This is a genomic window from Allobosea sp. (genome assembly GCF_017308015.1).
Classification (GTDB): domain Bacteria; phylum Pseudomonadota; class Alphaproteobacteria; order Rhizobiales; family Beijerinckiaceae; genus Allobosea.
In genome coordinates this window covers 1-23,228 of sequence record NZ_JAFKFW010000042.1, presented here as the reverse complement: position 1 = coordinate 23,228, position 23,228 = coordinate 1, and the positions used below count along the sequence as shown (strand labels likewise).

Annotated in this window: 23 protein-coding genes and 1 riboswitch; of the genes, 15 read left to right on the top strand and 8 right to left on the bottom strand. The window is 65.5% G+C overall.

The genetic code is table 11. The features are described 5' to 3' along the window. Positions 1 to 39: 39 nt before the first annotated feature. Positions 40 to 240, bottom strand: a riboswitch (cobalamin riboswitch). A gap of 676 nt (positions 241 to 916) precedes the next feature. Beyond that, entirely contained in the window at positions 917 to 1,459 is a 543-nt protein-coding gene (locus J0I42_RS23015) for an ureidoglycolate lyase (protein ID WP_291658412.1), read from the top strand. A gap of 6 nt (positions 1,460 to 1,465) precedes the next feature. Here the strand turns inward: J0I42_RS23015 and J0I42_RS23010 are convergent, their stop codons facing one another. From J0I42_RS23010 to J0I42_RS23000, 3 genes are read right to left on the bottom strand one after another with little or no spacing between them, the layout of a single operon-like run. Beyond that, positions 1,466 to 2,770, bottom strand: coding sequence for a TRAP transporter large permease (locus J0I42_RS23010; protein WP_291658411.1), 1,305 nt, complete (start codon positions 2,768 to 2,770; stop codon positions 1,466 to 1,468). A gap of 9 nt (positions 2,771 to 2,779) precedes the next feature. Then, on the bottom strand, positions 2,780 to 3,301 hold the full coding sequence (locus J0I42_RS23005; protein WP_291658409.1) for a TRAP transporter small permease: 522 nt from the start codon (positions 3,299 to 3,301) through the stop codon (positions 2,780 to 2,782). Between the two features lie 52 nt (positions 3,302 to 3,353). Beyond that, on the bottom strand, positions 3,354 to 4,340 hold the full coding sequence (locus J0I42_RS23000; protein ID WP_291658407.1) for a TRAP transporter substrate-binding protein: 987 nt from the start codon (positions 4,338 to 4,340) through the stop codon (positions 3,354 to 3,356). A 205-nt stretch (positions 4,341 to 4,545) separates the two neighbouring features. Here J0I42_RS23000 and J0I42_RS22995 point away from each other — a divergent pair, with 205 nt between their 5' ends. The 4 genes from J0I42_RS22995 (at position 4,546) to J0I42_RS22980 (ending at position 10,347) form a co-directional block, all read left to right on the top strand. Beyond that, positions 4,546 to 5,472 (top strand): LysR family transcriptional regulator, encoded by a 927-nt coding sequence (locus tag J0I42_RS22995; RefSeq protein ID WP_291658406.1) that lies wholly within the window; start codon positions 4,546 to 4,548, stop codon positions 5,470 to 5,472. A gap of 106 nt (positions 5,473 to 5,578) precedes the next feature. Next, positions 5,579 to 7,705 carry a hydantoinase/oxoprolinase family protein gene (locus J0I42_RS22990; RefSeq protein ID WP_291658404.1) on the top strand — a complete coding sequence of 709 codons (2,127 nt, stop codon included), beginning with the start codon at positions 5,579 to 5,581 and terminating at the stop codon, positions 7,703 to 7,705. Continuing rightward, entirely contained in the window at positions 7,698 to 9,407 is a 1,710-nt protein-coding gene (locus J0I42_RS22985) for a hydantoinase B/oxoprolinase family protein (protein WP_291658403.1), read from the top strand. Before J0I42_RS22990 ends, J0I42_RS22985 begins: the two co-directional genes overlap by 8 nt. A gap of 124 nt (positions 9,408 to 9,531) precedes the next feature. Continuing rightward, the gene (locus J0I42_RS22980; RefSeq protein ID WP_291658402.1) at positions 9,532 to 10,347 is read left to right on the top strand and encodes an NAD-dependent epimerase/dehydratase family protein; all 816 of its coding nucleotides are present in this window, start codon (positions 9,532 to 9,534) and stop codon (positions 10,345 to 10,347) included. Between the two features lie 126 nt (positions 10,348 to 10,473). Here the strand turns inward: J0I42_RS22980 and J0I42_RS22975 are convergent, their stop codons facing one another. After that, entirely contained in the window at positions 10,474 to 10,758 is a 285-nt protein-coding gene (locus J0I42_RS22975; protein WP_291658401.1) for a hypothetical protein, read from the bottom strand. 199 nt (positions 10,759 to 10,957) lie between these two features. Between J0I42_RS22975 and J0I42_RS22970 the strand changes: the two genes are divergently transcribed. Next, positions 10,958 to 12,562, top strand: a complete 1,605-nt coding sequence (locus J0I42_RS22970) for an OpgD/OpgG family glucan biosynthesis protein (RefSeq protein WP_291658400.1) — start codon at positions 10,958 to 10,960, stop codon at positions 12,560 to 12,562. A 487-nt stretch (positions 12,563 to 13,049) separates the two neighbouring features. Here the strand turns inward: J0I42_RS22970 and J0I42_RS22965 are convergent, their stop codons facing one another. Beyond that, positions 13,050 to 14,426: a PleD family two-component system response regulator gene (locus tag J0I42_RS22965; RefSeq protein ID WP_291658399.1), complete on the bottom strand. Its 1,377-nt coding sequence runs from the start codon at positions 14,424 to 14,426 to the stop codon at positions 13,050 to 13,052. 18 nt (positions 14,427 to 14,444) lie between these two features. Beyond that, complete coding sequence (locus J0I42_RS22960) at positions 14,445 to 14,813, bottom strand: response regulator (RefSeq protein ID WP_047574547.1); 369 nt, start codon at positions 14,811 to 14,813, stop codon at positions 14,445 to 14,447. Between the two features lie 134 nt (positions 14,814 to 14,947). On the opposite strand from J0I42_RS22960, the gene J0I42_RS22955 reads away from it, so the two are divergent. Together J0I42_RS22955 and J0I42_RS22950 are read left to right on the top strand one after the other, a co-directional pair. Beyond that, entirely contained in the window at positions 14,948 to 15,238 is a 291-nt protein-coding gene (locus tag J0I42_RS22955; RefSeq protein WP_291658398.1) for a DUF3572 domain-containing protein, read from the top strand. Further along, complete coding sequence (locus J0I42_RS22950) at positions 15,235 to 16,584, top strand: DNA polymerase IV (protein WP_291658396.1); 1,350 nt, start codon at positions 15,235 to 15,237, stop codon at positions 16,582 to 16,584. Before J0I42_RS22955 ends, J0I42_RS22950 begins: the two co-directional genes overlap by 4 nt. On the opposite strand, the gene J0I42_RS22945 is transcribed toward J0I42_RS22950, so the two are convergent. Next, the gene (locus J0I42_RS22945) at positions 16,541 to 17,386 is read right to left on the bottom strand and encodes a cell envelope integrity EipB family protein (RefSeq protein ID WP_291658395.1); all 846 of its coding nucleotides are present in this window, start codon (positions 17,384 to 17,386) and stop codon (positions 16,541 to 16,543) included. The two genes, J0I42_RS22950 and J0I42_RS22945, sit on opposite strands and share 44 nt — an antisense overlap. Positions 17,387 to 17,582: 196 nt before the next feature. On the opposite strand from J0I42_RS22945, the gene J0I42_RS22940 reads away from it, so the two are divergent. The 7 genes from J0I42_RS22940 (at position 17,583) to J0I42_RS22910 (ending at position 22,804) form a co-directional block, all read left to right on the top strand. Continuing rightward, the gene (locus J0I42_RS22940; protein WP_291658394.1) at positions 17,583 to 18,056 is read left to right on the top strand and encodes a RidA family protein; all 474 of its coding nucleotides are present in this window, start codon (positions 17,583 to 17,585) and stop codon (positions 18,054 to 18,056) included. Beyond that, positions 18,056 to 18,835, top strand: a complete 780-nt coding sequence (locus J0I42_RS22935; RefSeq protein ID WP_291658392.1) for a glycerophosphodiester phosphodiesterase family protein — start codon at positions 18,056 to 18,058, stop codon at positions 18,833 to 18,835. Before J0I42_RS22940 ends, J0I42_RS22935 begins: the two co-directional genes overlap by 1 nt. Beyond that, positions 18,832 to 20,070: a GNAT family N-acetyltransferase gene (locus tag J0I42_RS22930; RefSeq protein WP_291658390.1), complete on the top strand. Its 1,239-nt coding sequence runs from the start codon at positions 18,832 to 18,834 to the stop codon at positions 20,068 to 20,070. The genes J0I42_RS22935 and J0I42_RS22930 overlap by 4 nt, the downstream gene beginning before the upstream one ends. Next, positions 20,063 to 20,839 carry a hypothetical protein gene (locus J0I42_RS22925; protein WP_291658388.1) on the top strand — a complete coding sequence of 259 codons (777 nt, stop codon included), beginning with the start codon at positions 20,063 to 20,065 and terminating at the stop codon, positions 20,837 to 20,839. Before J0I42_RS22930 ends, J0I42_RS22925 begins: the two co-directional genes overlap by 8 nt. 90 nt (positions 20,840 to 20,929) lie before the next feature. Continuing rightward, entirely contained in the window at positions 20,930 to 21,358 is a 429-nt protein-coding gene (locus J0I42_RS22920; protein ID WP_291658386.1) for an HIT family protein, read from the top strand. Positions 21,359 to 21,420: 62 nt separating this feature from the next. Then, positions 21,421 to 21,891, top strand: a complete 471-nt coding sequence (locus tag J0I42_RS22915) for a carboxymuconolactone decarboxylase family protein (RefSeq protein WP_291658384.1) — start codon at positions 21,421 to 21,423, stop codon at positions 21,889 to 21,891. Positions 21,892 to 21,910: 19 nt separating this feature from the next. Next, the gene (locus J0I42_RS22910) at positions 21,911 to 22,804 is read left to right on the top strand and encodes a sigma-70 family RNA polymerase sigma factor (RefSeq protein ID WP_291658383.1); all 894 of its coding nucleotides are present in this window, start codon (positions 21,911 to 21,913) and stop codon (positions 22,802 to 22,804) included. Here the strand turns inward: J0I42_RS22910 and J0I42_RS22905 are convergent. Continuing rightward, on the bottom strand, positions 22,801 to 23,160 hold the full coding sequence (locus tag J0I42_RS22905; protein ID WP_291658381.1) for an AzlD domain-containing protein: 360 nt from the start codon (positions 23,158 to 23,160) through the stop codon (positions 22,801 to 22,803). The genes J0I42_RS22910 and J0I42_RS22905 overlap by 4 nt on opposite strands. Between the last annotated feature and the right edge of the window lie 68 nt (positions 23,161 to 23,228).

Sequence of the window (23,228 nt, the reverse complement as noted above, 5' to 3'; positions counted from 1 at the left end):
GCGACCTGCCAAGCGCACCACCGGGACACCCCGCCCGAGGACGTTCACTAGGTCGCGGCAGGTCTCCTGGCTCGCGGGTCAGCGCTCTCGTCCCGTCTTCCCAAGACCTTGCAGCCTCAGTGACTAACCTTGGACGTGAGCTCGCCGCTTACAGTTGCGGGGGCAGCGCCGGTATCGCACCGGCTTCCCTCTTAGCTCTCGATCTTGCGATTCGAGAGACCATCGACACCAGATTTAGTAGCTGACGCCTTGCAAGTGTCAATCGGTCGTATCGACCTGACTGCTCCGGCTGTGAAGAACGGGGATTGGACGGTGGGGCAAGCGCTCTATCCCGCTCTGGCCATTCTGCGACGGTTTGCGACGTTCACATCAGCAGCGCGATCTTATCCGGTGGGTGCAGCGGACACTGAATGACCTGCCGGCCATGGCGAAATGATCCGTTGCCGGAGACCGCAGCCTCCTGTCCTTGGTCCAGCATCGACGCTCCGCGGGCGTAATCCCAGGCAGCCCCTCTACCACCCGAGGATGGAGCCTCTCCTCGCGGAAACGATCAATCCGAAGATCGATAGCGCTCATCAGCTCCATGATGGTCTTTGCTTCGACGAAGCTCTGTGTAGCGATGACGAACGGCGGATCGACCTTGAGCGGGCACTCTGCCAAGCGCAGCGGATGATCCGGCTGGTTGCTCGGCAGAGTTCCCGCTGCCCCACACTGGAACCCAGGGTTTCGCCAAGGGCTCTCTTCAATGAATGAGGGTCCGACGACTTCGAAAAACTGCGGCAGGCATTATTTGTTGGCGGACAGGATACCCCTGCACTTATTAGCCATCACATGCCTCGGCTAATGCCGACGGCCTGAGCCAGAACGGCAACATCGGGCGCGGGTGCCCGTTGTGAATGCTCCGGGGAGTTCGGCAATGACGTCACGCGATCGGTTCGAGGACGCGCTTGCCTCCCCTCTCCCACTGCGAGTGATCCCGGTCACGAAAGCCGCTTTCGAGCCCTTCGGCTGGCTGGTGGAAACCAGCGATTCCGGCCGTCCCGCGAATAACGGGACGGCGCACCGGCACGACATCCACGCGCACGCTGCTGCCGATGTCCGGCCCGGCTCCAGGCTCGTCACCTCGATATTCAAAGCGAAGCAGCAGCCGCCCACATCCGCGATCTCAATGCTCGAACGGCATGTGAATTCGGTTCAGCTCATCATGCCGCTCGACGGCGCCGGCCACATCGTCGTCGTCAGCAGGGCCAGCGCCGACGGCACGCCGGACCTGTCGACCCTCGCCGCCTTCGCCTTCTCGGCGTCGCAAGGGATGATCTATCGCCACGGGCTCTGGCACCACCCGATCATGGCGATTGGCTCGGACGCGCGCTTCCTCGTCCAGTCCTGGCAGGACGGCTCCGCCGCCGATTGCGAGATCCTCGCCATCCAAGCCAGGACGCTGACTGTGATGGCGTGACCCGAACTACCCCGTCATCATCTTCGGCAGGATGGTGACGATCTGCGGAAACGCCGTGATCAGGACCAGCAGAAGCATGAGCACGAAGAAATAGGGGATTGCCGCCCTCGTCACCGCGAGGATGTCCTTGCCGGTGATGCTCTGCAGCACGAACAGGTTGAAGCCGACCGGTGGCGTGATCTGCGCGGCCTCGATCAGGATCACCACGAAGATGCCGAACCAGAGCAGGTCGATGCCGGCCGCCTGCACCATCGGCAGCATCACCGACGACGTCAGGACGATGATCGAGATGCCCTCGAGGAAGCAGCCGAGGATCAGTATGAACACGGCCAGAACCGCCAGCAGCGCATAGGGCGACAGATGCATCGCATCGACCCAGCTCGCCAGCGAGCGGGGGATGTCGACAAAGGCGACGGCGATGGTCAGGCAGGCGGCGCAGGCGATGATGAAGGAGATCATGCAGGAGGTCCGCATGGCCGCCATCAGCCCATCCATGAAGCTCGCGCGCGTCAGCCCACCGCCGACCGCAGCCAGGACGAGCGCTCCGATCACGCCGATGGTCGCGGCCTCGGTCGGCGTCGCGATGCCGCCATAGATCGAGCCGACCACCGAGGCGATCAGCAGTGCCACCGGGATCAGCCGGCGCGAACGGTAGATCTTCTCGAGGAAGGGCACCGGCGGCTCGGCCGGCGGCATCCTGCTCGGGTTGAGCAGGCTCCAGATCGCCGTATAGCCCATGAACAGCGCCATCAGCAGGATGCCGGGCAGGACACCGGCGATGAACAGCCGCGCGATCGAGACTTCTGCGGTCACGCCATAGACGATCATGATGATCGAAGGCGGGATCAGCAGGCCGAGCGTACCGGAGCCGGCCAGCGTGCCGATCGTCATGCTGAGCGGGTAGCCGCGCTTCTCGAGCTCGGGAACGCTGATGCGCCCGATCGTGGCGCAGGTGACCGCCGATGAGCCGGCGACAGCCGCCATGATGCCGCAGCCCAGCACATTGACATGGAGCAGCCGGCCCGGCAGCCGCGAAACCCAGGGTGCCAGCCCCTGGAACATGTCGGCCGAGAGCTTCGAGCGGAACAGGATCTCGCCCATCCAGATGAAGAGCGGCAGCGAGGTCAGCGCCCAGCCCCAGCTCGAATCCCAGAGCGTGGACGCGATCAGAGATCCCATCGGCGCGGTGGTGAAGAGCCCCATCATCACCATGCCGACGGTGAGCAGCGAGAGTGCGACCCAGACGCCGTTGGCGAGCAGCAGGAGGAGCGAGCTGGCAAGGACCAGCGAGGCGAGAACGGTCGTGTCCATCATCCGCCCCTATGCTACCGGCCGGTCGAGCTCGACCTCGTCGGGCGCCTCGTAGCGCGGCTTGCCGCCGGCGAGGAGCCAGATGAGCTCGTCGATGAAGGCGATCGCCAGGGCGGCGATGCCGATAGCGACGCCGGCCTGGGGAATCCAGAACGGCATGGCCAGCAGGCCGGGGCTGATATCGTTGAACTCGCGCGATTGCAGCGCGAGCGAGCCGACATGCCAGGCGAGGAACGACACGACGACCGTGCCGAGCAGGCAGTTGAACAGCTCGACGCCATGACGCCAGCGCTGCGGCAGACGGTCAACGATCAGGTTGATCCGGACATGGCCGCCGCGCCGGAAGGTATGGGCGAGGCCGAAGAACGTCGAGGCCGCGAGGCACAGGCCCGCCGCCTCGGTGGCATCGATCGTGACGCCGCGCATGCGGCCCACGATCTGGGTGACGATGGCCAGCCCGATGCCGACCATGAAGGCGGCGGCGACATAGCCGCACGCCTCATAGAACCTGTCGAGAACTCCGCGTATCACCGGTCACCCCGTTGGCCATGGATCGATGAAAAGAGTGGCGCGCGGAAGCCGGTTACTTCAGGCTTTTCTGGTAGGTCTCATAGACGGCCTTCTCCTCGGCCGTGGCCGTGCCGAGCCAATCGGCCACCATGCCCTTGCCGGCCGCGTCGATGGCGTCGAGGATATCCTTCGGCGACCGGGCGATCGTCATGCCATGGCTCTTGAGCACGTTTTCGCGCTCCTCTCCGGCCTTTTGGGACATATCCCAGCCGCGCTTGGTCGCAGCCGCGCCGGCCTCGGTCACCACCTTCTGCGTCGCCGGGTCGAGCTGGCGGAAGGCGCGCTCGTTGACGAGGATCGCGTTCTTGTTGTGCATCGTACCGGTATAGGTGAAGTGCTTGACGTAGTCCCAGATCTGGACGTCCGTCCCGGTCTGGGCGCTGGTCCAGAGCGACTGGATCATGCCCGTCGAGAAGGCCTGCGGAACTTCGGCGAAGGGCAGGATCAGCGCCTCCATACCGAGCTTTTCGCCCATGATCTGCGTCTGCTTGGAATAGATGCGCAGCTTCTGACCCTTGAGATCGGCCAGTCCCTTGAGCTCGGCCTTGGTGTAGAAGCCCTGCCCCGGCCAGGCGACGTAGGTGATGGCGCGCAAGCCGTTCTTCTTGAACATCGCCTCGAAGAACGGTGTCTGGGCCTCAAGCAGCTTTGTCGCCTGATCGTAGGTCGTGGCAACGCCCGGGATGTTGTCGAGATTGTACATCGCCGCCTCGTTTCCGTAGACGCCGAGGCGGATCTCGCCGATCTGGATCTGGCCGGACTGGACGGCGCGCTTGACCGCGTCGAGCTTGATCAGGCTGTCGTTCGAGCGCAGGTCGATCTTGAGCTTGCCGCCGCTCTTCTCCTCGATCTCCTTGATCATCTGCCGGATGTTCTGGGTGAAGAAGCTGCTCTCCGGATAGCCGGACGCCATGGTCCAGCTCGTCTGCGCGGCGGCTGGAACGGCCAGTCCGATGCCGAGGGCAAGGGCTGCGGATGCGATCAGAGCTCTGCGGTTCATGGTTCCCCTCGTTCTTGTCGCGCTGCGGAGGAAGCCGCGCGCGTTTCAGGAGCCGGTGCCGTGCCGAAGCCCGATCGACGCCGGATGACAGTCCACCGCGTTCTGCCGATAGCAGCCAATTGAATTTTTCTGTTCTCGCAATGCATTTTCTTTATCGAGGATATGCCGGCGCGAAACGGTCGCGCGACCGTGCAGGGGGAGAGAGATGCCGAACTGGACGCTGAAACAGCTCGAGAGCTTTGTCTGGGTGGCCAAGCTCGGCAGTTTCCGGGCGACGGCCGAGCGCCTCAACACGACCCAGCCCAACATCTCCGTGCGAATCTCGCAGCTAGAATCCGTGCTCGGCGTGCGGCTCTTCCATCGCGATTCGGGATCGGTCGCGTTGACGCCGATCGGTCATTCGCTGCTCAACCAGGCCGAGCGCGTGCTGCGCGCCTCCGAGGAATTCTCGCAGCAATCGATCCGCTCCGACCAGCAGGTCGGTATCCTCAGGCTCGGCGTCGCCGAACTCATCGCCCAGACCTGGCTGCGCGACTACCTGCTCGACCTGCGGCAGGTGTTTCCCAATGTCGATGTCGAACTCAGGGTCGATCTGACGATCAACCTGCGCGAGGAACTGGTTTCGCGGTCGCTCGACCTGTGCCTGTTGAATGGCCCGATCTCGAACTTCAACATCACCAATGTCGATCTCGGCTCCGTGCCCTATCTGTGGGTGGCCTCGCCCGGGCTCGGGCTCGTCGGTTCCGATCTTGCGACGATGGCCTCGCACACGATCCTGACCCATGCGCGCAATACGCGCCATTTCGTCGAGCTCTCGGCGCATTTCCGCGACAACTGGGAGAGGCCGGTTCGGATCGTGCCGTCGAGCAGTCTCGCAGCCAGCCTGCAGATGACCCTCGATGGCCTCGGCATCGCGCCGATGTCGCGGACGCTCGTGCAAAAATACCTCGAAAGCGGAGAGCTGGTGGAGTTTCCCTATGAGTGGAAGCCCAGCGCTCTGATCTTCACGGCCTCATATGCCCATACCCCTGCGAGCTTTCTGCTCAGGCGCGCGGCCGAACTTGCCGGGGAGAGAGCCGCGCGGCACCCTCCGGGCGATGCACGATGGCTCGCGGATACAGCCGACCGGTGACCATGACGATAAATATTCTCTATCGAATAACATAGAAAATAATAATTCGACGACATCGACGACCCGTTCCATCTTCCGGCTCCCAGACAACGGAGGCGTGTAAGCCATGTCTATTCTCGGGGCCCGGTTGGGCGTCGATATCGGGGGAACCTTCACGGACGTCGTGCTCGAGCAGGACGGACGGCGGTTCTCGACCAAGGTGCTGACCACCTACGCCGCGCCCGAGGATGCGATCGTCGAGGGCATGCATCGCGTCTGCGCGAAGGCCGGCATCGACGCCTCAGCGATCGGGCAGATCATTCACGGCACGACGCTGGCGACCAATGCGCTGATCGAGCGGCGCGGTGCCAAGACCGCGCTCATCACCACAGAAGGCTTCCGCGACGTCATCGAGATGCGGACCGAGAGCCGCTTCGAACAGTACGACCTGAACCTGACGCTGCCCGCCCCGCTGCTGCCACGCAACCGCCGCTACACCGTCAAGGAGCGCATGGATGCGCGCGGCAAGGTCCTGATCCCGCTCGATCGCACCGCCATCGAAGCGCTCGCCGACGAACTGCGCGAGGCCGGCTACGAGAGCGTCGCGGTCGGCCTGCTGCACTCCTATGTCAACGACGCGCATGAGCGTCTGATCCAGGAGGTGCTGGCGGAGCGCCTGCCGGGCGCGATGGTCTCGCTCTCATCGGAAGTCTCGCCTCAGATGCGCGAATACGAGCGCTTCAACACGACGATCGCCAACGCCTATATCAAGCCGCTGATGAAGAGCTATCTCGTCCGGCTCAAGGGCCGGCTCGCGGCCGAGGGCACCGCCTGCCCGATCTTCCTGATGCATTCCGGCGGCGGCATCATCTCGCTGGAAAGCGCTTCCGAATTTCCCGTGCGCCTCGTCGAATCCGGCCCTGCGGGCGGCGCCGTTTTCGCAGCCGATATTGCTGCGCGGCATGGCCTGAAGAAGGTGCTCTCCTTCGACATGGGCGGTACCACGGCAAAAATCTGCCTGATCAAGAACTACACCCCCAAGACCGCCCGCGTCTTCGAGGTTGCCCGGACCTACCGGTTCAAGAAGGGCTCCGGCATGCCGATTTCTATCCCCGTGATCGACATGGTCGAGATCGGGGCCGGCGGTGGCAGCCTCGCCCATGTCGATTCGATGAACCAGATCCGCGTCGGCCCGGAAAGCGCCGGCTCGGAGCCCGGCCCGGCCTGCTACGGACGGGGCGGCAAGCGCCCGGCCGTAACCGATGCCGACGTCGTACTCGGCAAGATCGACCCGGATAATTTCGCAGCCGGCACGATCCCGCTCTTCGCCGACCAGTCGGCCGCGGCGCTGGAAAGCCAGATCGGCGGCAGGCTCGGCATGGATGCCCTGGAAAGCGCCTGGGGCGTGGCCGAGGTCGTCGACGAGAACATGGCCAATGCCGCTCGCGTCCATGCTGTCGAGAACGGCGAGGACCTGTCGGAATACACCATGATCGCCTTCGGCGGCGCAGCTCCGCTGCATGCCGGCCGGCTCTGTGAAAAGCTCGGCATTGCCCGTTGCCTCGTGCCGCCCGGCGCCGGCGTCGGCTCGGCGATCGGCTTCCTGCGGGCTCCTTTCAGCTTCGAGGCCAACCGCACGCTGTTCATGCGGCTCGCCCAGTTCGATATCGCGCGCGTCACGAAACTCTTCGACGAGATGGAAGAGGAAGCGACGCGGGTGGTGCGCTCCTGCGGCTGGGACGGCACGATCCAGGCCGAATACAAGATCTATATGCGTTATGCCGGCCAGGGCTGGGAAATCCCGGTGACGCTGACGCCGCAGGAGGCTCGCGCCGCCGATCCCGCCGTCATCCTGAAGCGTTTCGAGCACGAATACGCCAACCTGTTCGGCCGCACCGTGAAGGGCCTCGCGGCCGAGATCACGGTCTGGTCGGTCAACGCGCATACGCCGCAGGAGGCCGTCACACCGGTTGCCCCGGTCTCGCAGATGCGCGACGTCCCGGGCGAAAGCAGCCGCTCCGTCTTCGATGCCGGCCTCGGGCGCCGTGTCGATGCTGAAGCCCATAGCCGCACCGCCCTGCCGGCCGGCAGCCGGATCGACGGCCCCGGTATCGTCACCGAAGACGAGACCACCATCGTCCTGCCGTCGAGCCGTTTCGCCGTCACGTTGAACGACGGCTGCATCGACATCCGCCTTGCAGAAGCCGCACCCGCCGCTGCCGTCGCCGCGCGGAAGGAGCCCGCCCATGTCTGAGATCTCCAAGGTCGCCTATCAGGTCATGTGGAACCGCCTGATCTCGGTCGTCGAGGAACAGGCGCAGGCGCTGATCCGCACCTCCTTCTCCACCTCCGTGCGCGAGGCCGGCGATCTCTCGGCCGGCGTCTATAACGAAAAGGGCGAGATGCTGGCGCAGGCGGTGACGGGCACGCCGGGCCACGTCAACGCCATGGCCGATGCCGTCGCCCATTTCATCCGCCGCATCGGCCGCGAGAACATCGCCGAAGGCGACGTCTACATCACCAACAACCCGTGGGAAGGCACTGGCCACCTGCACGACATCACTGTCGTCACGCCCTCCTTCCACCAGGGCCGCCATGTCGGCTTCTTCGCCTGCACGGCCCATATCGTCGATATCGGCGGGCGCGGCTTCGGTGCCGACGCCAACTCGGTCTACGAGGAAGGCCTGCATATCCCGATCATGAAATTCGTCGACCGCGGTACGGTCAACGAGACGCTGGTCACGATCATCCGCGGCAATGTCCGCGAGCCCGACCAGCTCGTCGGCGACGTCTATGCGCTGGCGACCTGCAACGAGATCGGCCATCGCCGACTGATCGAGATGATGGTCGAGTTCAAGCTCGCCGATCTCGCCGGCATCTCGGACTTCATCCTGACCAATTCCCGCCAGGCGACGCTCGACAAGATCGCGGCCCTGCCGCGCGGCGAGGCGCAGGGTCATATGCGGATCGACGGCTACAGCCGGCCGATCGACCTCAAGGTCAGGATATCGATCGAGCCGGATGGCGTGCTCTGCGACTGGGCCGGCACCTCCGGCGTCGACAAGAACGGCATCAACGTGCCGCTGGTCTATACGAAGGCCTATACCTGCTACGCGCTGAAATGCGCCATCGCGCCGGAAATCCCGAACAACGCCGCCTCGCTGGAGCCGTTCCGCATCACCGCGCCGGAGCACACCATCGTCAACGCGGCCTGGCCGGCACCGGTCGCGCTGCGCCACATCATCGGCCACATGGTGCCGGACACGATCTACGATGCGCTCGACAAGCTCCTGCCCGGTCTCGTCCCGGCCGAGGGCGCCGGCAGCCTGTGCAACTTCCAGGTCTCGCTCAGGCCGCGCAGCGACGGCCCCTGGCCGGCCGATGCGGTGCGCGCCGAGGTCCTGACCTTCAATTCCGGCGGCTCGGGTGCACGACCCGCGCTCGACGGCATGAATGCGACCGCCTTTCCCTCGGGCGTCATGACGATGCCGGTCGAGGCGACCGAGCAGGTCGGCCCGGTCATCGTCTGGCGTAAGGAACTGCGGCCCGATTCCGGCGGCAAGGGCCGACATCGCGGCGGTCTCGGCCAGCATATGGAGGTCGGCGCCTGGGAAGGCTACGAGTTCGACATCCAGGCGATGTTCGACCGCGTCCATCATCCCGCTCGCGGCCGGCGCGGCGGCGGCGGCGGCGCGCCCACGACGATCGCGCTCGACGACGGAACCGCAATGAAGGGCAAGGGCAAGCAGTTCGTGCCGCATGGCCGCAAGGTGGTGATGGCGTTCCCCGGCGGCGCCGGCTATGGCGCACCCTCCGAAAGGGCCGGGAGCAGCGTGGAGCGTGACCTCGCACTGGGCTATGTCTCGGCGGAGGCCGCGCGCGCCGATTATGGCCTGTCCGAGGAGCGTGTGGCCGATGTGCTGGCCACGGCGCGGCGCGGTGAGTTGCCCCGCTAGCGGTGAGGAAGCCCGTGCTGCGGCTTGCCAGCGATCACCGGGCGATGCCTGACTGCGTCCTCCGATAGGAATGGCCTAAGCACGGCTGCATCACTGCGATGCAGCCGTCGGACGCGAGGATCGCATGCCGCATTACAACCGCATCCTGATCACCGGCGCGGCCGGGCGCCTGGGCTCGCAGCTCCGCGCCGGGCTTGCTCCGCTGGCGAAGGTGATCCGCCTCGCCGATCGCGAGCCGCTCGGCTCGCTGGCCGCCCATGAGGAAGAAGCGATCTTCGACCTTGCCGATATGGAAGCGACGATCGCTGCGACGGAAGGCTGCGATGCCATCGTCCATTTCGGCGGCGCGCCGACCGAGCGCGAATGGCAGGTCATCCTCGATTCCAGTATCCGCGGCTCCTATCACATCTACGAAGGCGCGCGGAAACATGGGGTCAAGCGCATCGTCTACGCCTCGTCCGTTCATGCGATCGGTTTCCACGAGATCGGAGCGCAAATCTCGGTCGATGCCCCGGTCCGCCCGGATTGCCTCTATGGCGTCGGCAAGACCTTCGTCGAAAGCCTCAGCCGGCTCTACTGGGACAAGTACGGCATCGAGACGGCATGCCTGCGCATCTTCTCGTCCTTTCCGGAGCCGGCCGATCGTCGGATGCTCTGGTCCTATCTGTCCTTTGCCGATTGCGTGCGTCTCGTCACGGCGGCGCTGACCGCGCCTTTCGTCGGGCATACGATCGCCTTCGGCACCTCCGACAACGCGGTGAAGGCGGTGGACAACAGCGGTGCCGGCCATCTCGGCTATCACCCGCAGGACAATTCGGAGTCGTTCCGGGCCAAGGTCGAAGCCAGCTTCCCGGCGCTCGACCCGCTCTCCCCCTCGGGGCGCTATCTCGGCGGCAAGTTCTGCGAGATGCCGCATCCCGATGACAAAACAACGGCCTGACCGCCAGCCCGCGTCGATCAGATTGCGCCATCTGACAAGTTGAACGGCCTCGCGGCCGGCGAAGGGTTCGGTCCCCAGCCGCGGATGCGCCGGGCCGTCCCAGCTTGGTGCATCCGCTTGAGGCTGTCAGGAACGATGTGATGGCTTCGCGAGATCGACGATCCTGATCGTCCCGCTGGGCTTGCGATCATCCGACGCCTCGGCCTGCATCTCCACGGGCTGCGAATGGTGTTTGCCGGCCGCCAGCCCCTCCGGGTCCTGCGGCTCGTAGGGAGCGTGAGGCCCGGTCGGATGAGCGGAGCGCGGATTGGGGCCGGCCCGGCTCTCGTTCTGATCTCCGGGTTGCCCGGGTCTTCGGGCCGTGCCGTATGCGGCCGGGGCATCCGTTGCCCGATCGGAATCCTTGGTCATCGATCCATCCTCCCGTGAGGAGAACCGAAACCGACGGACCGGGTTCCCGAATGGCTTGTCCGAAGCGGCATGCCTCGCTTCCGCCGAAATCCAGTCCGCCCGGACAGTCCGCACGGCCTCCGGGGAACCCCGGCACCACGCGGGTGTTCTAAAGGCGCCTGCCCGTCCGCGGCCGGCCGCCATTCCGGGGGAAACAATCTTGTCCACACCGTCTCGTCGCGCGATGCTCGCCTTGCTCTCCAGCGCCTGCCTGCTGGCGAACCGCTCCGTGCTGGCGCAGACGGCTGCGGGATCCGCGAAAGGCTTCGGCTACGAGGATGTCGTCCAGCAGGCGATGGCCTTGGCGAAACAGCCTTTCGATGCCGAGAGCGCGAAAATTCCGGCCGAACTCTCGAACCTGACCTATGACAGCTACCGCGAAATCCGGTTTCGCCGCGACAAGGCTTTCTGGCGCGAGGGCGGATCGGATTTCCGTCTGCTGCCCTTTCACCTCGGCTTTCTGCACAACAAGCCGGTCCAGGTTCACATCATCAATCACGGCAACGCGATCCCGATCCCGTTTACGACCGGCCTGTTCGAATACGGCAAGGTCCCGGTCCCGAAGGGGCTCTCGCCGGCTCTGGGCTTCGCTGGCTTCGCCGTGACCACCAACCTGAACGACCCCAAGGTTCAGGACGAGGTCATCTCCTTCCTGGGCGCGAGCTATTTCCGGTTGATCGGACGGGGGCAGCGCTACGGGCTTTCGGCGCGCTCGCTGGCCCTGGATGTCGGCGGCGACGGCCCCGAAGAATTCCCGTTCATGCGGGCATTGTGGGTGGAGGAGCCGTCGCGCGATACGACCGGGCTCGTGATCTATGCCCTCCTCGACTCACCTTCGGTCGCCGGGGCCTATCGCTATGTCGTCAGGCCGGGCCGGGACACCCATATGGATGTCACGGCGACGATCATCCCGCGCAGGGAGATCGAGCGGATCGGCATCGCACCGCTGACATCGATGTTTCAGGCTGGCGAGGGTGATCTCGGTCAAAGGACCGATTTCCGCCCGGAAATACACGACTCGGACGGGCTGATGCTGCAATCAGGGGGCGGAGAATGGATCTGGCGCCCCATCCGCAACCCAAAGGCGCTGCGCATCTCGAGCTTCGGCGATAAGAATCCGCGCGGCTTCGGCCTGATGCAGCGCGATCGCGATTTCGGCAGCTACCAGGATCTGGAAGCACGCTACGATGCGCGGCCGGGCTACTGGGTCCAACCCCAGGGAGATTGGGGCGAAGGCCGGATCGATCTGATCGAGATCCCGACGGACAACGAGGCTTTCGACAACATCGTCGCGTACTGGACACCCGACAAGCCCCTGCCTACAGGCCAGGCCACCGCCTTCAGCTATCGCATCTCGGCGTTGTCGACGACCTGGCATCTACACCCCTACGCGCAGGTGCAGCAGAGCTTCAACGGCTCGGATATCGAGGATGGCGTCGCCGGTGGCAACGGCACGAAGCGCTTCATCGTCGATTTCACCGGGGGCGACCTCGCCTACTATCAAAACGAGCCGGATCGCCTCGAACTCGTCGCAACGACGACAGCCGGCGCCATAACCACGAAGATCCTGACGTTCAATGCGCCGTTGAAAGGCGTGCGCGTGATTGTCGACGCGACCCTGCCGGACGGCCAGTCGACCGAGCTTCGCATGTTCCTGAAGGCGCGGAACCGCATCTTGAGCGAGACCTGGACGGCGACCTGGTCGGTTCCACCTGGCGACGCTGCACAGCCGCAATCTCCGAAGAGTGCCCCGGCAGACAATTGAGGGGTTATAAAGGAAAGTGGCGCCGATCCGTCGAGAAGATATAGCTACTCCAAGTATTCGTGCACGTGGATAGCTCGATTTGATGCAACACGAGGTGGCCGGTCGGCGACGGTTCTGAGGAGGCCAGAATTCCGTTACCGACCGGCCGAGCCCTTCGGTTTCCCAGGAGATGCGGCGGACCTGAGTACCCGAAGGGCATTTCCGGGCGATCCTTACGATCGCTGCGTCATGCGATCTCTACAATGCGATACATCGGAATCAATCAAATCCGACCGATCGGCGACGTTCATCGATCGTTAACCCTACCCACTAAGCTTAAAATCCGCAGCTTGGCGCCCCTGTTTCGAGGCGTTTGACTTCCAGCATCAGCGACTTGCCGCCGCTGGCTGAGAGCAGACTTCAAGATAGTGGAAGAATGCGCCGTCACCGGCGCATACGATGGCGGCCTTCCGGAACAGGAAGAGCCGGATCGGGCGCCCGGCGCCGCCTACGCCGCGCTGGCGACGATCACGCGGTTGCGACCGCTGGCCTTCGCCCGGTAAAGCGCGTCATCCGCGCGCTTCATCATGTCGGCGGAGGATGCGTCTCCGGCGCGCCGGTTCGAGACGCCGACAGAAACCGTCACCCTGATGTCGCGCGTATTGTTCTGGACGATGAATGGCGTGCCCTCGACCCGCTCGCGGATGCGCTCTGCCACGCGATAGGCGGCATCGCCCGCGGTATCGGGCAGCACGACGACGATCTCCTCCCCGCCCATGCGCGCGACGAGATCGATGCCCCGTGTGCAGGCCCGGACACGGTCCGCGAACTCACGCAGAACCTCGTCACCGACGTCATGGCCCCAACTGTCGTTGACGGCTTTGAAATGATCGATGTCGAGCACGAGCAGCGAGAGCGAACGGGCTCTGAGCGCCGATTCGTCGAACATCACGGCGAGCCGGCTATCCATGAAACGACGGTTATGCAGCCCGGTGAGCTGGTCCATCACCGCCATTTCCATCGAGGACTGCACGCTGTCGCGCAACCGCTCGGTGAAACGTTTGCGGCGCACCTGGGTGCGCACGCGGGCCAGCAACTCGTTGCGGTCGATCGGGCGGAGAAGGAAGTCATGCGCCCCGATCTCGAGGCCGCGCAGGATGCGGTCGCGATCCTCGGCTTCGCCCATCAGCAGCACGGAGACATTCCGGGTCCGCTCCAGCGAGCGCAACTGGCTGCACAGGCGCAGGCCGTCCTGCCCCTGCAGATCGAGGCTGATGACGACGGCATCGAACTCGCCTTCCGCCACGCGCGCCACGGCATGCTGAGCGGCGCTCTCGACCTCCACGGCATGGAAGGTCGAAAGGGCGCTCTGCAGTCTCTCGGCAACGTTCGGACGATCCTCGACGATGAGAACACGACCGTTGAGGCCGGTTTCCGCGGCGGCCGTCGCGAGCGGGTCGGCAATGCCGAGCCGAACGGAGGCAACGGCACGGCTGCGCAACTCGTCCGTCATCGCCTTCAGCCTGGCGAGACTGCGGACGCGGGCGAAGAGCGCGGTGTCGTCCAACGGCTTGGTCAGGAAGTCGTCGGCTCCGGCATCGAGCCCCTGCAGGCGGTCGCGCGGCTGGTCGAGCGTAGTGACCATGACCACCGGGATATGCGCAGTCGAAGGCGCGCCCTTCAGGCGCCGGCAGACCTCGAATCCGTTCATCCCCGGCATCATCACGTCGAGCAGGACGATATCGACCTCGCCACGCTCGCAGAGCGCGATCGCGTCGCGCCCGTTCGTCGCCGTAACCACGCCGAAATACTCGGCCGAGAGCTTGGCCTCGAGCAGCTTCACATTCGCGGGAATGTCGTCGACGACGAGGACGCGGGCAGTCATGTCTCTGCTTTCGCCGGCTCAGGCGGCGCCGGCATAGGTGCGGACGGTTTCCAGGAACTTGGCGACCGAGATCGGCTTCGAGAGATAGGCCTCACAGCCACCCTCCCGGATTCGTTCTTCATCGCCCTTCATCGCGAAGGCCGTGACCGCAACGACCGGAATCGCCTTCAGGTCGTCGTCTTCCTTGATCCATTTGGTGACCTCGAGCCCGGAAACCTCCGGAAGCTGGATATCCATCAGGATCAGCGCGGGATGATGCGTCCGCGCCAGCTCGATCGCCTCGATGCCATCCGACGTCTTCAGCGTCGCATAGCCATGGGCTTCGAGCAGATCGTTGAAGAGCTTCATGTTGAGCTCATTGTCTTCGACGATCAGAACCGTCTTCATCGGGCCGCCCTTCATTCGCGCCGGGAAGGCCTGCGCCGATGGCGGGCTTTCCAAATTGGCGGCGTCGTTCGATGATCACCTAGCACGCGAGCAGTTGACGAAACGCAAACCGGATACGCGACTAAAGCCCCCTCATGACACGACGACCGACAACCGATCAGGCCGAGGCGATGGCGCTGCAGGCCCTCGCCTTCCTGGCCTCCGAACCCGAGCGGATCGAGCCCTTTCTGAGCGCGACCGGCCTCACCCCGGCCAATCTGCGCCAGGCCGCCGGCGAACCCGGCTTCCTTGCCGCGGTACTCGATCATATCGGCAGCAGCGATTCGCTGCTTCTGGAGTTTGCCGGAAATTTAAGGCTGAATCCCGAAATCGTCGCCGAGGCGCGTCGCGTCCTCGCCGGGCCGGAGCCGGACGACGTCTCTTGACCACGGGCGCGCCCTCGCCGCGCTGGCTCTGCCGCGACTGTCTCGCGGATCACAATGCCCCCGGGCCGCTAAAGCGCTGCCCGGCTTGCGGCTCACCACGGCTGCTGACCCATGCGGAACGGGACAGCCTGAGCCTCGCCCATATCGATTGCGACGCCTTCTACGCCACGATCGAGAAGCGCGACGATCCCTCGTTGCAGGACAAGCCGGTCATCGTCGGCGGCGGCAAGCGCGGCGTGGTCTCGACCTGCTGCTACATCGCCCGGACCTATGGCGTGCGCTCGGCCATGCCGATGTTCAAGGCGCTGAAGGCCTGCCCCGAGGCTGTCGTCGTCAAGCCGAACATGGCGAAATATGTCGCGGTCGGACGCCAGGTACGCCAGCTCATGCGGGAACTGACGCCGCTGGTCGAGCCGCTCTCGATCGACGAAGCCTTCCTCGATCTCTCCGGCACGGAACGGCTGCACCATGCCAGCCCGGCGGTGACGCTGGCGCGCTTCGCACGTCATGTCGAGGCCGAACTCGGCATCACCATCTCGGTCGGGCTGTCCTATGCCAAGTTCCTGGCCAAGGTCGCCTCCGACCTCGACAAGCCCCGCGGCTTCTCGATCATCGGACGGGCCGAGTCGGTGGCCTTCCTCTCGAGCAAGCCGATCAGCCTCATTCCCGGCATGGGGCCGGCCGGTGTCGCGAAGCTGGCGGAAGGCGGCTTCAAGCTGATCGGCGACCTGCGCGAGGCGCCCGTCGACAAGCTCTTCAAGCTCGCCGGCAAGGACGGCCCGCGCCTGAAAAACCTCGCCAACGGCATCGATGCCCGCCTGGTCACGCCCGAGCGCGAAACCAAGAGCGTCTCCAGCGAAACCACGCTGGACGTCGATCTCGCCCGCTTCGAGGATCTCGAGCCGATCCTCTGGCGGCTCTGCGAGAAGACTTCGAAACGGCTGAAGGCGCAGGAGCTTGCAGGCCGGACCATCACCCTCAAGCTCAAGACGGCCGACTTCCATATCATCACCCGCGCCGCCCGCCTGCCGGAGCCCACGCAACTCGCCGCCCGTCTCTTCGCCGCGGGGCGTGATCTCCTGAAGCGCGAATGCAACGGCGCGCATTACCGTCTGATCGGCATTGGCGCGAGCGACTTCAGCCCGCCCGACGCCGCTGATCACGGCGACCTCGCCGACACCGCGACACCGCGTCTGAAGGCGATGGAGGGCGCGCTCGACAAATTGCGCGCCCGCTTCGGCGACGAGGCTATCGGCAAGGGACTGAGCCTGCGCCTGCCGCAGCGCCGCTCGCCGGAGTCCGCTATTTCGCGCAAGGCTCCTGAGGAAGAAGATCCAGACGCGTAAGCGTGCCACGCAACGCGAACGAGCCGTAGTCGAGCCGGATCGCCCCGGTGACGCCGTTCTCGTAGAGCTCGAAATTGATGCTGTAGGCCGGCGTCGATTCGCCCGACCCCGCCTTGAAATAGGAAATCGTCACCGGCCAGCGCGCCATCTTCTCGAATTCAGGGCGCTGCAACGGCTTCTCGGAAGGCTCGGCCTCGATCCGCTTCCCGATGATCGAGAGCGTATCGTAGACCTCCTTGCCGGAATTCGCGCCGTCATAGAGCCGCACGCTCAGCGTCTTCTGCCCGGAGCGCGCGGCCTGGATCACGGCCTTCATCTGCGCGTTCGGGAACAGGGCGTCACTCGATTCGCGATGGGTCTCAGCCTTGGGCTGGCGCAGCTTCACCTCGTAGCCGCTGCCGCTCTTCTGTGCGGTGCCGTCAACCGTATCCGGCTTGGCGCCCCCCGCGGTGCTTTCGGTCTTGAAGCGGTAATTCGCGCCGTCGCCGGCCTCGAAACTGGTGGTGCGGGCATCGATCAGGCGTGGCCCGGCCTCGGTGCCGAGTTGCGTCACCTGCCGGAAGGACAAGGCATAGCCCTCACAGGCGTCGCCGGTGAACTCGAAGGCGATGCGGCCCTTCGCCGTCTCGATATTGCCGGACGGCTTGGTGCTGTCGAGCACGAGATCATACACCGCGCGATGCGGAGCGAGCACGACCCGCTCCGTCGCTCCTTGAGCCCAGGCCGGCATGGCGGCCAGAACCAGCGCCCCCGCGAAAACCCCGCTCGCCTGGGTCACGAGCTTCGAGACTGTTCCGTTCATGCGCCGCTTGTCCGTGTTGGGCCTTTTGCGAAATCTAGGTGCATCGCGGCAATGGCGCAAACATGGCGGAGGCGCCGCTCTCGGCCGTCGCATCGGCCCTGCCCGCGCGGCATGCCCCGATGCTTGCGGGCCCCGCCCGCATCGGCCATGAAAGGCCTGCCCGAAGGCAACCTGCCTCTCTCGCGGAGCCAAGCCAATGAACATCGTCGACACCCGCCTCGCCGAACTCGGCATCACGCTGCCGTCCCCGGCTGCGCCCATCGCCAACTATGTGCCCTATGTGATCACCGGCAACCTGCTGGTCATCTCGGGGCAGATCTGCTTCGGGCTCGACGGCAAGCTCGCAGATAAGCACAAGGGCAAGCTCGGCGCGGAGATCTTCAACGAGGCCGGGCTGGAAGCCGCCCGCCTCTGCGCCATCAATGTGCTGGCCCAGGCCAAGGCTGCGCTCGGCGGCGATCTCGGCCGCATCGTGCGCTGCGTCCGCCTCGGCGGCTTCATCAACGCCACCCCGCATTTCGCCGCTCTGCCGGCGATCATGAACGGCGCTTCCGACCTGATGGTCGAGGTGCTCGGCGACAAGGGCCGCCATGCCCGCTCGACCGTCGGCGTCGCCGAACTGCCGGCCGACGCCGCCGTCGAGGTCGAAGCGATGTTCGAGATCGCCTGATGCCTCAGGCTGCGCTCAAGAGCGCCGGCCGGCCCGATCTGGGCTGGCTGGTGGCGAAGCCGATCGCTCATCGCGGCCTGCATGATCTCGCTGCCGGCGTGATCGAGAACAGCCCGTCCGCCGCCTCCGCCGCCATCGCCGGCGGCTTCGGCATCGAATGCGACGTCCAGCTCACCGCCGATGGCGAGGCCGTCGTCTTCCACGATTTCGTGCTCGATCGCCTGACGCACGAGACGGGCGCCGTCGTCGCGCGCAAGGCGGCGGAGCTCACCACGATCACGCTCAAGGGGTCGAGCGACCGCATCCTGACGCTCTCGGCCTTCCTCGACCTGATCGGCGGGCGCGTCCCTGTTGTCATCGAGATCAAGAGCCGTTTCGACGGCGATCTGGCCCTCACCAGGCGGACCGTGGAAGTCCTGGCGGGCTACAAGGGTCACCCCATCGTGATCAAGTCCTTCGATCCCGAGATCGTGACGGCGCTCCGCGAGCTTGCGCCGGAGATTCCACGCGGCATCGTCGCGATGAACGCCTATGATTACGGCGACTACGACAAGCTATCGGCCGAGCGTAAGCATGCCCTCGCCAATCTCCTGCACTTCACCGAAAGCCGGCCGGACTTCATCTCCTGGAAGGTCACCGACCTCGACAGCGCCGCACCCTATCTCTGCCGCAACGCACTGGGCCTGCCCTTGATGAGCTGGACGGTGCGCACGCCGGAAGAGCGGCAGCGGGCCGCGGCGATGGCGGACCAGATGGTCTTCGAGGGCTTTCGCCCTTGAGCGAAGCGGGGAACGGCGATCTCACCGTTCGTGTCGCGACCTCGCTCAAGGCCGTTCCCGCAGGCGCATGGAATGCCTGCGCCAATCCTCACGCGCTGGCGGATGTCCTTTCGACCTCCGCCGCGCCTCCTGGCGATCCGGTACTCGACCGGGACAATCCCTTCGTCAGCCATGAATTCCTCATGGCGCTGGAAGACAGCCGCTGCACCGGTGGCCGCACCGGCTGGTCGCCGGCCTATCTCCTCGTCGAGGACGATGCCGGTGAGCTTCTGGCGGCGGCGCCCAGCTTCCTGAAGAGCCACAGCCAGGGCGAATATGTCTTCGACCATAGCTGGGCCGACGCCTATGAGCGTGCCGGCGGGCGCTACTACCCGAAGCTCCAGGTCGCCGCGCCCTTCACCCCGGCGACGGGCCCGCGCCTGCTGGTCGCGGACGGCCCGCGCGCCAATGAGGCCCGCGCCGCCCTGATCAGCGGGCTGGAGGCCTTGCGCGGGCAGACGCAATCCTCCTCGGTTCATGTCACCTTCGCACAGGAACCGGATATCGCCGCGCTGAAACAGGCCGGCTATCTCGAACGCAACGATCTGCAGTTCCACTGGCAGAACGAGGGCTTCGGCACTTACGACGATTTCCTGGCGACGCTGGCCTCGCGCAAGCGCAAGGCGCTGAAGCGCGAGCGGCGCGAAGCGCTTTCTGCCGGCATCACGATCGATGTCCTCTCCGGCAGCGAGCTCACCGAAGCGGTCTGGGACGATTTCTTCTCGTTCTACGAGGATACCGGCTCGCGCAAATGGGGCCGGCCTTATCTCAACCGCGCGTTCTTCTCAGCGGTAGGCGCCGCGATGGGCGAGCGCATCGTGCTGGTGATGGCGAGACGCGCCGGGCGCTATATCGCCGGCGCGATCAATTTCCGCGGCGCCAACACGCTCTACGGCCGCAACTGGGGCTGCATCGAGGATCACCCCTTCCTGCATTTCGAGGTCTGCTACCATCAGGCCATCGACTATGCGATTGCGCATGGCCTCGCCCGCGTCGAGGCCGGCGCGCAGGGGGAGCACAAGCTCGCGCGGGGTTATCGGCCGGTGATCACCCGCTCGCTGCACCATATCGCCGATCCCGGCCTGCGCCGGCCCGTCGCCGCCTATCTCGCGCAGGAGCGCGAACAGATCGCGGCGGCCCGCGAAGCGCTCGCGGCCGAAAGTCCTTTCCGCAAGACGGACACCGCCGATGACTGACGCAGCGTTCGCGACCACCACCTCCTCCGCGCCGATCTTCTGCGAGGACGACGAGCTCGGCTATCGCCGCAGCCTTACCGATTTCACGAGCCCGCTGACGCTCGACGAGAGCTATCGGCTGGCGCATCTGCCGCTGGTGGCGCCGGAGCATCCCGGTGTCATCGCCCGGCGCGAGGGCAAGTTCTACGAGATGGGCCGCCACCCGGCGGTCTATTCGCTGGTCATGCCGGTGGAAGACGGCGCCTTGCGTGCTTCCCCCGCCTTTCTCGCACTTGAGGGGGAACTGAAGGCCGCGCCGTTCGCCGGCAAGATCGCCTGGAACATCCTGCCGAAGCGGCAGGACCGCCTGCACGCGACGGTTTCCGGCTCGCTGAGCCTTGCCGAACCTCCGGTCATGACGAGCGAAACGCGCGACGCCCTGCGCAAGATCGAGCCTTTCACGGTCGAGCTGCGCGGCCTCTTCTCCGGCAACGTCAATCGCGGCCGGCTCTATCTCCCGGTCTATCCCGAGAAGCGGGACAGCCGGAACACGCTGCAGGAGGTCCAGGCCGCCTTCGGCCGGACGCCGGGCGATCTCTGGCTGATCGGCCTCTACAATCTCACCGACGATCTCGATGCCGCGGAGACTGCAGCGTTGGCCGACATCGTCTCGCGCTGGTGGGGCAAGCCTTTACTCCGCCTCACCGTGAGCGGGCTTCAGGTGATGGGCGCGAGCGACGACCTCGTGCTCGATGCCCATGTCGAGACGGCGCTGCCGCTCGGCGCCTGAGACAGAGCCATCAGCCGGCACGCGGCCTTGACGCCCCGGCTGGCGCGCCGCAGCTTTACGCCTACCCTTTCCGATCCTGCCGGACCTGCCATGACCGCCTATGATCAATCCAACGTCTTCGCCAAGATCCTGCGCGGCGAATTGCCCTCCCACACCGTCTACGAGGACGCCGAGACGCTGGCGATCATGGACATCATGCCGCGCGCCGATGGCCATGTGCTGGTGATCCCGAAAGTGGCCTGCCGCAACGTCTTCGATGCCCCGGCCGATACGCTGAAGGCCGTCGCGCTGACCACGCAGAAGCTGGCGTGCGCCGTGAAGGCCGCCTTCTCGGCCGAGGGCGTCACCATCCAGCAGTTCAACGAGGCCGCCGGCGGCCAGGTCGTGTTCCATCTCCATGTCCATGTCATGCCGCGTTTCGACGGCATGGCGCTGCGCCCCCATACCGGCGCGATGGAGAAGAACGAGGTGCTCGCCAGCAATGCCGAAAAAATCCGCGAGGCCCTGAAAAAAACCTGACGGGCCATGTCACAGCGAGGCGCGCCCAATCGTCTTGTCGTCATCAACCGATGGAGACAGACATGAGCCAACGCCTCAACGCCTTCCAGGTCGCGCCCGAAGCCTACAAGGCCATGCTGGTCCTGCAGGACTACGTCAACAACTCGGCCCTCGAGCACAACCTCATGGAGCTGGTGAAGATTCGCGCCTCGCAGATCAACCGCTGCGCCTATTGCCTGCACATGCATGTGCTCGATGCGCGCAAGGCCGGCGAGAGCGAGGCACGCATCAATCTGCTCAACGCCTGGGAGGAGTCCGAACTCTACACCCCGCGCGAGCGTGCCGCTCTGCGCTGGACGGAAGAACTGACCCGCGCCTCCGAGCGCAGCCCGAGCGATGCGGCCTATGCCGAACTCCGCGAGCACTTCAACGAGAAGGACAGCGTCGACCTCTCCTTCGCCATCGGCGCGATCAACACCTGGAACCGCATCAATGTCGGCTTCCGCACGCGCCATCCGGCCGATCGGCCGCGCAAGACCGAGGCTGCCGCCTGATGACACCATCCCGGCGCGCATGACCGGCACGCCTGCCACCCTCTTCGAGGCCAACCGGTCCTACCTGACCCGCCTCGCCTACCGCATGCTCGGCTCGCTCAGCGACGCCGAGGATGTGGTGCAGGACGCGTGGCTGCGCTGGCATGGCTCGGCGCCCGAGGCGATCGCGAACCCGCGCGCCTGGCTGGGACGCGTGGTGACGCGGCTCTGCCTCGACCTGATGAAATCGGCGCGGCGCAAGCGCGAGACCTATGTCGGCGCCTGGCTGCCCGAACCCCTGATCGAGATGATCGGCGCTGCCCCGAGCACCGACGAGGCGATCGATGTGCCCTATGCGCTCCAGCTCGCGCTGGAGCGACTCTCGCCGCTGGAGCGCGCGGCCTTCCTGCTGCACGACGTCTTCGACCTGCCCTTCGCGGAAATCGCCGATACGCTCGGACGTAGCGAGGCGGCCTGCCGGCAGCTCGTCTCGCGGGCGCGTCGCCATGCGCGCGAACAGGACGGCCCGCGCCATCCGCTCTCCGCAGACGAGGCCCGGCGCTACGCCCAAGCCTTCTTCCAGGCCGCCCACAGTACCGATGCCACGATCCTGAAGAGCATGCTCGCTCAGGATGCGATCCTGCGCGCCGATGGTGGCGGCAAGGTCAATTCCGTCCTGAACCCGATCGTTGGCACCGACAGGATCGGCCGCTTCTTCGCCGGCATCGCCCGCCACGTCGAACGGGAGGCGCGCGCGACAACCCGCTATGAATTCGTGATGATCAACGGCCTGCCCGGCTATGTCAGTCTGGAGCGCGGCGAGACCGTGCAGGCGATGGCTCTCGATATCCGGGACGGGGCGGTCAGCGCGATCTACATCATCCGCAATCCCGACAAGCTCGGCCATGTCCACCGGCTCTTGGCGGAAGCCTAACCCGCGAACAGCCAGACTCCGCCGATCAGCATCGTCTCGCCGGCGAGCACCGCCAGCATCATCCGCCGCTTGTCGACCAGCATGACGGCCGCCGCGGCCGCCAGCGCAGCGACGCGCACCCAGGCCGGAGCCGCCGCCAGCACGCCCGGCGGCGAGACGATCAGCTTGGCGACGATCCCGGCGAGCAACGCGGTTGCGACCGCCCTCACCCATTCGAGCAGCGGCGAGTCGCCGGAAAGCCCGCGCGAGAAGCCGACCGCAAGCCAGCGCCAGATCTCCGTGGGCAGCACGGCAAAAAGCATCAGCGCGAGATAGGGCCAGAGCGGCCCGTCGAGCATGGCGATCGGCTGGGTCATGCCGGCCTCCGCTTCCGTCCGATCAGGAAGGCCAGGCTTCCCGCGATGAGGCCGGCGATGATCAGGTC